Source organism: Kitasatospora sp. NPDC091257, assembly GCF_044757675.1.
In the GTDB taxonomy this organism is placed as follows: domain Bacteria; phylum Actinomycetota; class Actinomycetes; order Streptomycetales; family Streptomycetaceae; genus Kitasatospora; species Kitasatospora lactacystinica.
In genome coordinates, this window is the sequence record NZ_JBIVVI010000296.1 from 1 (window position 1) to 8,221 (window position 8,221).

General features: G+C 73.0%; 7 protein-coding genes and 1 pseudogene. 7 read left to right on the forward strand and 1 reads right to left on the reverse strand.

Annotated elements, in window-relative coordinates; translation table 11 throughout:
• A pseudogene (locus ACIQOV_RS16110) lies at positions 1 to 174 on the reverse strand (VOC family protein); the annotation flags it as partial.
• 126 nt (positions 175 to 300) lie between these two features.
• Here ACIQOV_RS16110 and ACIQOV_RS16115 point away from each other — a divergent pair.
• The 7 genes from ACIQOV_RS16115 to argH all read left to right on the forward strand — a co-directional run bounded on the left by ACIQOV_RS16115 (position 301) and on the right by argH (position 8,159).
• Complete coding sequence (locus tag ACIQOV_RS16115; protein WP_359906020.1) at positions 301 to 1,467, forward strand: methyltransferase; 1,167 nt, start codon at positions 301 to 303, stop codon at positions 1,465 to 1,467.
• 93 nt (positions 1,468 to 1,560) lie between these two features.
• Positions 1,561 to 2,589, forward strand: coding sequence for an N-acetyl-gamma-glutamyl-phosphate reductase (gene argC, locus ACIQOV_RS16120; protein ID WP_401049009.1), 1,029 nt, complete (start codon positions 1,561 to 1,563; stop codon positions 2,587 to 2,589).
• Positions 2,586 to 3,758 (forward strand): bifunctional glutamate N-acetyltransferase/amino-acid acetyltransferase ArgJ, encoded by a 1,173-nt coding sequence (argJ, locus tag ACIQOV_RS16125; RefSeq protein WP_401049011.1) that lies wholly within the window; start codon positions 2,586 to 2,588, stop codon positions 3,756 to 3,758. Before argC ends, argJ begins: the two co-directional genes overlap by 4 nt.
• 174 nt (positions 3,759 to 3,932) lie before the next feature.
• Positions 3,933 to 4,808, forward strand: a complete 876-nt coding sequence (argB, locus tag ACIQOV_RS16130) for an acetylglutamate kinase (protein WP_380549385.1) — start codon at positions 3,933 to 3,935, stop codon at positions 4,806 to 4,808.
• 14 nt (positions 4,809 to 4,822) lie between these two features.
• Positions 4,823 to 6,037, forward strand: a complete 1,215-nt coding sequence (locus ACIQOV_RS16135) for an acetylornithine transaminase (protein ID WP_401049016.1) — start codon at positions 4,823 to 4,825, stop codon at positions 6,035 to 6,037.
• A gap of 23 nt (positions 6,038 to 6,060) precedes the next feature.
• The gene (locus tag ACIQOV_RS16140; RefSeq protein ID WP_359905973.1) at positions 6,061 to 6,609 is read left to right on the forward strand and encodes an arginine repressor; all 549 of its coding nucleotides are present in this window, start codon (positions 6,061 to 6,063) and stop codon (positions 6,607 to 6,609) included.
• 125 nt (positions 6,610 to 6,734) lie between these two features.
• On the forward strand, positions 6,735 to 8,159 hold the full coding sequence (gene argH, locus ACIQOV_RS16145) for an argininosuccinate lyase (protein WP_401049014.1): 1,425 nt from the start codon (positions 6,735 to 6,737) through the stop codon (positions 8,157 to 8,159).
• The last annotated feature ends 62 nt before the right edge of the window (positions 8,160 to 8,221 follow it).

The window sequence follows — 8,221 nt, forward strand, 5'->3', positions numbered from 1 at the left end:
CTTGCCCACCACGATGGAGCAGGACGAGCCGGGGGGCGTCAGCTGGACCACCCGGATCCCGTCCCGCAGCAGGGTGTCGTGGTCGACGGTGAACCCGGCCTGCTCCTCGTAGAAGAGCTTCGAGCGGTCCACGTCCGACACCGGGACCACCACGACTTCGAGTTTCCACTCCATCGCCCTCACCCCTCTCGGTCGGGCTCTTCCAGTATCCGTCCGTCATCGCTCCCGGGGGCCGTCGGATAGCCTGAGAACACGATGAATCCCCAGACCACGCCCGCCGCGACCCCGCCGGACACCGCCTTGGCCACCCCGTGGGGCGCCTTCGAGCTCACCCGTTTCCCCGTGGACCCGCGCGAGCGGCTGCGGGCCTGGGACGCCGCCGACGAGTACCTGCTGCGCCACCTGGCGGGCGAGGCCGACAGCGCGGCCGGCGCCGCGACGGAGCTGGCCGGCCGTACGGTCGCCGTCCTCGGCGACCGCTGGGGCGCGCTGACCACCGCGCTGGCCGAGTACCGGCCGGTCCAGATCACCGACTCCCACCTCGGCCGGCAGGCCACCCTGGCCAATCTGGCCCGGGCCGGCGCCGCCGTCGACGAGACCCGGCTGCTCACCACCCGGGACGCCCCGCCGGAGCGGATCGACGTGCTGCTGGTGCGCGTCCCCAAGAGCCTGGCCCTGCTGGAGGACCAGCTGCACCGGCTCGCCCCCGCGCTCCACGAGGGCACCGTGGTGATCGGCTCCGGCATGGTCACCGAGATCCACACCTCCACGCTCCAGCTCTTCGAGCGGATCCTCGGGCCGACCCGCACCTCACTGGCCGTGCGCAAGGCCCGGCTGATCCTCTGCACCCCGGACCGGGCGCTCGACGCCGGTCCCAACCCGTGGCCGCACCGCTACGCGCTGCCGTCGGACATCGGCGCCGCCTCCGGCCGTACGGTCGTCAACCACGCGGGCACCTTCTGCGCCGACCGGCTGGACATCGGCACCCGCTTCTTCCTGGCCCACCTGCCCGTGCCCGCCCCCGGCGCCCGGGTGGTGGACCTCGGCTGCGGCAACGGGGTGGTCGGTACGGCCGCCGCGCTGGCCGGGCCCGGCGCGGAGCTGGTCTTCGTGGACGAGTCGCACCAGGCGGTGGCCTCCGCCGAGGAGACCTTCCGCACCAACCTGGGCCCGGACGCCCCGGCCGGGTTCCTGACCGCCGACGCCCTGGCGCCGGACGTGGTCGCCGCCGGCTCGGTGGACCTGGTGCTCAACAACCCGCCGTTCCACTCCCACCAGGCCACCACCGACGCCACCGCCTGGAGGATGTTCACCGGCGCCAAGCGGGCGCTGCGGCCCGGCGGGGAACTCTGGGTGGTCGGCAATCGCCACCTCGGTTACCACGTCAAGCTGCGCCGCCTCTTCGGCAACTGCCAACTCGTCGCCGGTAACCCCAAGTTCGTGGTGCTGCGGGCCGTCAAGCGCTGACCGGGCCGCCTCGCCCCGACGGGGTCCGGCACGCACTCCTTGCATGAATTTTCCGCCACGCGTATATTCATGCCACGACTAAGGAGGAACGCCATGGCATTGCGAGTCGCCGTCGCCGGCGCGAGCGGTTACGCGGGCGGCGAGGTGCTGCGCCTGCTGCTCGGCCATCCGGAGGTGGAGATCGGGGCGCTTACCGGCGGCTCGAACGCGGGCACCGGACTGGGCGCGCTCCAGCCGCACCTCCTCCCGCTCGCCGACCGCGTCCTGGAGGCCACCACCCCCGAGGTGCTGGCCGACCACGACGTGGTGTTCCTGGCGCTGCCGCACGGCCGGTCCGCCGCCGTCGCCGAGGAGCTCGGCCCGAACGTCCTGGTGATCGACTGCGGCGCCGACTTCCGGCTCAGGGCCGCCGCCGACTGGGAGCAGTTCTACGGCTCCGCGCACGCCGGCACCTGGCCCTACGGCCTGCCCGAACTCCCCGGCCACCGCGCCGCGTTGAAGGGCAGCAACCGGATCGCCGTGCCCGGCTGCTACCCGACGGCCGTCTCCCTGGCGCTGTTCCCCGCCTACGCCGCGCAGCTCGCCGAGCCGGAGGCCGTGGTGGTCGCCGCCTCCGGCACCTCCGGCGCAGGCAAGGCCGCCAAGCCGCACCTGCTGGGCAGTGAGGTGATGGGCAGCGTCAGCCCGTACGGCGTCGGCGGCGTCCACCGGCACACCCCGGAGATGGCGCAGAACCTCACCCCGCTCGCGGGCGAGCCGGTCTCCGTCTCCTTCACCCCCACCCTCGTCCCGATGCCGCGCGGCATCCTCGCCACCTGCTCGGCCAAGGCCCGGCCGGGGGTGACGGCGCAGAGCCTGCGCGCCGCCTACACCGAGGCGTTCGCGGACGAGCCCTTCGTCCACCTGCTGCCCGAGGGCCAGTGGCCGCAGACCAGCAGCGTCTACGGCGCCAACACCGCCCTGGTCCAGGTCGCCCTGGACGCCGCCGCCGGGCGGATCATCGCGATCAGCGCGATCGACAACCTGGTCAAGGGCACCGCCGGCGGCGCGGTGCAGAGCATGAACATCGCCCTCGGCCTGCCCGAGGAGCTCGGCCTTCCCGTGAACGGAGTCGCACCGTGAGCACGACCACCAACGTCGGAGTGACCGCAGCCAAGGGCTTCCGCGCCGCCGGTGTGACCGCCGGCATCAAGGCCTCCGGCACTCCCGACCTCGCCCTGGTGGTCAACGACGGCCCCTCGCTCGCGGCCGCCGGCGTCTTCACCGCCAACCGGGTCAAGGCCGCGCCGGTGCTCTGGTCCGAGCAGGTCCTCAAGGGCGGCCGGGTCTCCGCGGTCGTCCTCAACTCCGGTGGCGCCAACGCCTGCACCGGCCCGCTCGGCTTCCAGGACACCCACGCCACCGCGGAGAAGGTCGCCGCGGAGCTGGGCCTCGGCGCGGGCGAGGTCGCCGTCGCCTCCACCGGCCTGATCGGGGTGCGGCTGCCGATGGACATCCTGCTCCCCGGGGTCGCCCTGGCCGCCGGCGAGCTCGGCGAGGACGGCGGCGAGGCCGCCGCGATCGCCATCAAGACCACCGACACGGTGCACAAGACCGCCCAGTACACCAGCCCGGCCGGCTGGACGGTCGGCGGCATGGCCAAGGGCGCGGGCATGCTCGCCCCGAGCCTCGCCACCATGCTGGTCGTCCTCACCACCGACGCCGACCTGGACAGCGCCGCCCTGGACGCCGCGCTGCGCGGCGCCACCCGCACCACCTTCGACCGGATCGACTCCGACGGCTGCATGTCGACCAACGACACCGTGCTGCTGCTGGCCTCCGCCGCCTCCGGCACCACCCCGGAGCAGGCCGAGTTCGCCGAGGCCGTCCGCACGGTCAGCGCCGACCTGGCCCGCCAGCTGATCGGCGACGCGGAGGGCGCGAGCAAGGAGATCCGGATCGACGTCACCGGCGCCGCCACCGAGGACGAGGCGGTCGAGGTCGCCCGGACGATCAGCCGCAACAACCTGCTCAAGTGCGCCATCCACGGCGAGGACCCCAACTGGGGCCGGGTGCTGGCCGCGATCGGCACCACCTCCGCCGCCTTCGACCCGAACGAGCTGGACGTCGCCATCAACGGCGTCTGGGTCTGCAGGGCCGGCGGCGTGGGCGAGGACCGCGACCTGGTGGACATGAAGGGCCGCGAGGTCGTCATCACCGCGAACCTCAACGCCGGTACGGCGGGCGCCACGCTGTGGACCAACGACCTGACGGCCGACTACGTTCACGAGAACAGCGCCTACTCGACCTGATCCGCGTCACTTCGTCCGCGACACCCTGAGCCACGACACCCCGAGCCGCGACACCTGATCCGCGACATCCTCCCCCCAGCCTGCGGCCGGGGGGAGCCCCATCGACGAGGGAATCCCGTGCAGATCGCACCCAAGGGCGAACAGGCCCGCAACAACACCGCGTTGCCCAAGGCCATGACGCTGATCGAGGCGCTGCCGTGGCTGGAGCGCTTCCACGGCAAGACCGTCGTGATCAAGTTCGGTGGCAACGCGATGGTGGACGAGAGCCTCAAGGCCGCCTTCGCCCAGGACGTCGTCTTCCTGCGCTACGCCGGTCTGCACCCCGTCGTGGTGCACGGTGGCGGCCCCCAGATCAGCGCCCAACTCGACCGGCTGGGCCTGGAGTCGAGCTTCACCAACGGCCTGCGGGTCACCACCCCGGAGACCATGGACGTGGTCCGGATGGTGCTCGCCGGCCAGGTGCAGCGCGAGCTGGTCGGCCTGCTCAACGGGCACGGCCCGTTCGCGGTCGGCATGACCGGCGAGGACGCCCACACCATGACGGCGGTCAAGCGCTACGCGGTGGTGGACGGCGAGCAGGTCGACATCGGCCTGGTCGGCGACATCGTCAACATCGAGGCCGGCGCGGTGAAGGCGATGATCGCCGACGGCCGCATCCCGGTCATCTCCTCGATCGCCCGCGGTACCGACGGCCACGTCTACAACATCAACGCCGACACCGCCGCCTCCGCCCTCGCGGTCGCGCTGGGCGCCGAGATGCTCGTCGTCCTCACCGACGTCGAGGGCCTCTACAAGGACTGGCCGAACTCGGACGACGTGATCAGCCAGCTCACCGCGAGCGAGCTGGAGGAGCTGCTGCCCGACCTGGCCAGCGGCATGCTCCCCAAGATGGAGGGCTGCCTGCGCGCCGTCCGCTCCGGCGTGGGCACCGCCCGCGTGCTGGACGGCCGGGTCCAGCACAGCCTGCTGCTGGAGATCTTCACCGACGAGGGCATCGGCACGATGGTCGTGCCGGACGACGAGGCGACCGTGACCGGGGGACTGGCATGACCGGCGGGACCGACATGACCGACGTGACGCACAACGAGCAGCTCGCCCAGCGGTGGCAGCACTCCTTCACCGACAACTACGGCACCCCCCGCATCCCGCTGGTGCGCGGCGAGGGCAGCAAGCTCTGGGACGCCGACGGCAAGGAGTACACCGACCTGCTCGGCGGCATCGCCGTCAACGCCCTCGGCACCGCCCACCCGGCCGTCGTCGAGGCCGTGAGCCGGCAGATCGCCACCCTCGGCCACGTCTCCAACCTCTTCATGGCCGAGCCCACCATCGCCCTCGCCGAGCGGCTGCTGGAGCTGGACGGCCGCCCGGGCGGGCGGGTGTTCTTCTGCAACTCCGGCGCCGAGGCCAACGAGGCCGCCTTCAAGATCAGCCGGCGGACCGGCCGCACCCACCTGGTCGCCCTCCAGGGCGCATTCCACGGCCGCACCATGGGCGCCCTCGCGCTCACCGGCCAGCCCGCCAAGCAGGACCCGTTCCGGCCGCTGCCCGGCGACGTCACCCACGTCCCGTTCGGCGACGTCGAGGCGCTGCGCGCGGCCGTCACCACCGGGACCGCCGCCGTCTTCCTGGAGCCGATCCAGGGCGAGAACGGCGCCGTCCCGCTGCCCGAGGGCTATCTGCGGGCGGCGCGCGAGATCACCCGGGCCACCGGCACCCTGCTGGTCCTGGACGAGATCCAGACCGGTGTCGGCCGCACCGGCCACTGGTTCGCCCACCAGGCGTACGAGGGCGTGGAGCCGGACGTGGTCACCCTGGCCAAGGCGCTCGGCGGCGGTCTGCCGATGGGCGCGGTGCTCGCCTTCGGGCCGGCCGCCGAACTGCTCACCCCGGGCCAGCACGGCACTACTTTCGGCGGCAACCCGGTGGCCGCCGCGGCCGGGCTCGCGGTGCTGGACACCATCGAGTCCGAGGGCCTGCTGGAGCACACCCGCAAGCTGGGCGAGCGGCTGCGGCACGGAATCGAGGCGCTCGGCGACCCGCTGGTCTCGCACGTGCGCGGGGCGGGCCTGCTGCTCGGCATCGTGCTCACCGAGCCGGTCTCGGCGCGGGTCCAGGCCGCCGCGCAGGAGGCGGGTTACCTGGTCAACGCGGCCGTCCCGGACGCCGTCCGGCTGGCCCCGCCGCTGGTGCTGACCGAGCAGGAGGCGGACGCCTTCCTGGCCGCGCTGCCGGGCATCCTCCGGACGGTGCGCGAGAGTGCCCCGGCCGATGCGAGTTGACCGTCGTCCGGGAGAATAATCACATGACCGCTTCCCGCTCCGGCTCGTCCGCCGCCGGCCCGACGCCGCAGGTCCCGCAGACCCGCACCGCGCGCCACCGGCGGATCGTGGACCTGCTCACCCGCCAGCCCGTGCGTTCGCAGAGCCAGCTCGCCAAGCTGCTCGCCGACGATGGACTCGTGGTGACCCAGGCCACCCTCTCCCGGGACCTGGACGAGCTGGGCGCGGTCAAGATCCGCAACCGGGACGGCGCGCTGATCTACGCCGTCCCGGCCGAGGGCGGCGACCGCACGCCGCGCGCGCCGATGGGGGAGTCGGCCAGTGAGGGCCGGATGGCCCGGCTGGCCGGCGAACTCATGGTCTCCGCGACGGCCTCCGGCAATCTGGTGGTGCTGCGCACCCCGCCGGGCGCCGCCCAGTTCCTGGCCTCGGCGATCGACCAGGCCGAGGTCTTCGAGATCATCGGCACCATCGCCGGCGACGACACCGTGCTGCTGATCAGCCGTGACCCGGCGGGCGGCCAGGCGCTCGCCGACCACCTGATGCAACTCGCCCAGGCGAAGGCCCAGTAGCGCCGCGCAGCGCCTGACCCCGACGAACCCCGGCCGACGGAGAACCCTCCGGCCGGGGTTTTGTGTTTCATACGGCGTCGTGCATACTTATGCCGTCCACTGCACATGCATGAAGGAGTCACGCGATGACCGCCGAGCAGCCCTCCGACGTCCGCCTCTGGGGCGCGCGCTTCGCCGACGGCCCGTCCGAGGCGCTCGCCCGGCTCTCGGCCTCGGTCCACTTCGACTGGCGCCTCGCGCCGTACGACATCGCCGGCTCCAAGGCCCACGCCCGGGTCCTGCACAAGGCCGGTCTGCTCTCCGACGAGGAGCTGGCCGGCATGCTGGGCGGCCTGGACCGGCTGCTGGCCGACGTCCGGGCGGGCACCTTCACCGGCACCGTCGCCGACGAGGACGTGCACACCGCCCTGGAGCGCGGCCTGCTGGAGCGCCTCGGCCCCGACCTCGGCGGCAAGCTGCGGGCCGGACGCTCGCGCAACGACCAGATCGCCACCCTGTTCCGGATGTACCTGCGGGACCACGCGAAGACCATCGGCAGCCTGCTGCTCGACCTCCAGCAGGCCCTCGTCGGCCTCGCCGAGGCGCACCCGGACACCGCGATGCCGGGCCGCACCCACCTCCAGCACGCCCAGCCGGTGCTCTTCGCCCACCACGTCCTCGCGCACGTGCAGGCCCTCGGCCGGGACGCCGAGCGGCTGCGCCAGTGGGACGCCCGCACCGCCGTCTCGCCGTACGGCTCCGGCGCGCTGGCCGGCTCCTCGCTCGGCCTCGACCCGCAGGCCGTCGCAGCCGAGCTCGGCTTCGAGGGCGGCTCGGTCGGCAACTCCATCGACGGCACCGCCTCGCGCGACTTCGTCGCCGAGTTCGCCTTCGTGACCGCGATGGTCGGCGTCAACCTCTCCCGGATCGCGGAGGAGGTGATCATCTGGAACACCAAGGAGTTCGGCTTCATCACGCTGCACGACGCCTTCTCCACCGGCTCCTCGATCATGCCGCAGAAGAAGAACCCGGACATCGCCGAGCTCGCCCGCGGCAAGTCCGGCCGGCTGATCGGCAACCTGACCGGCCTGCTGGCCACCCTCAAGGCGCTGCCGCTCGCCTACAACCGGGACCTCCAGGAGGACAAGGAGCCGGTCTTCGACTCCTGCGACACGCTGGAGGTGCTGCTGCCCGCGTTCACCGGGATGATGGCCACCCTCACCGTGCACCGGGAGCGGCTGGAGGAGCTGGCCCCGGCCGGCTTCTCGCTCGCCACCGACATCGCCGAGTGGCTGGTCAAGCAGGGCGTGCCGTTCCGGGTCGCGCACGAGGTGGCCGGCGCCTGCGTCAAGGTCTGCGAGGCCGAGGGCATCGAACTGTCCGACCTGACGGACGGGCAGTTCGCCGCGATCTCGGAGCACCTGACGCCCGAGGTGCGCTCGGTGCTCAGCGTCCACGGCGCCATCGCCGCCCGCAACGGGCGCGGCGGAACGGCCCCCTCGGCGGTCGCGGTCCAGCTCGCCGAGGTGAAGGCGGACCTGGCGCGGCAGCAGGAGTGGGTCCAGGGCTGACCCCTCGCCGGCGGCCGGTCCGCCGACGGAGGGGTCGACCCCCGGCACGGTCGGGATCGACC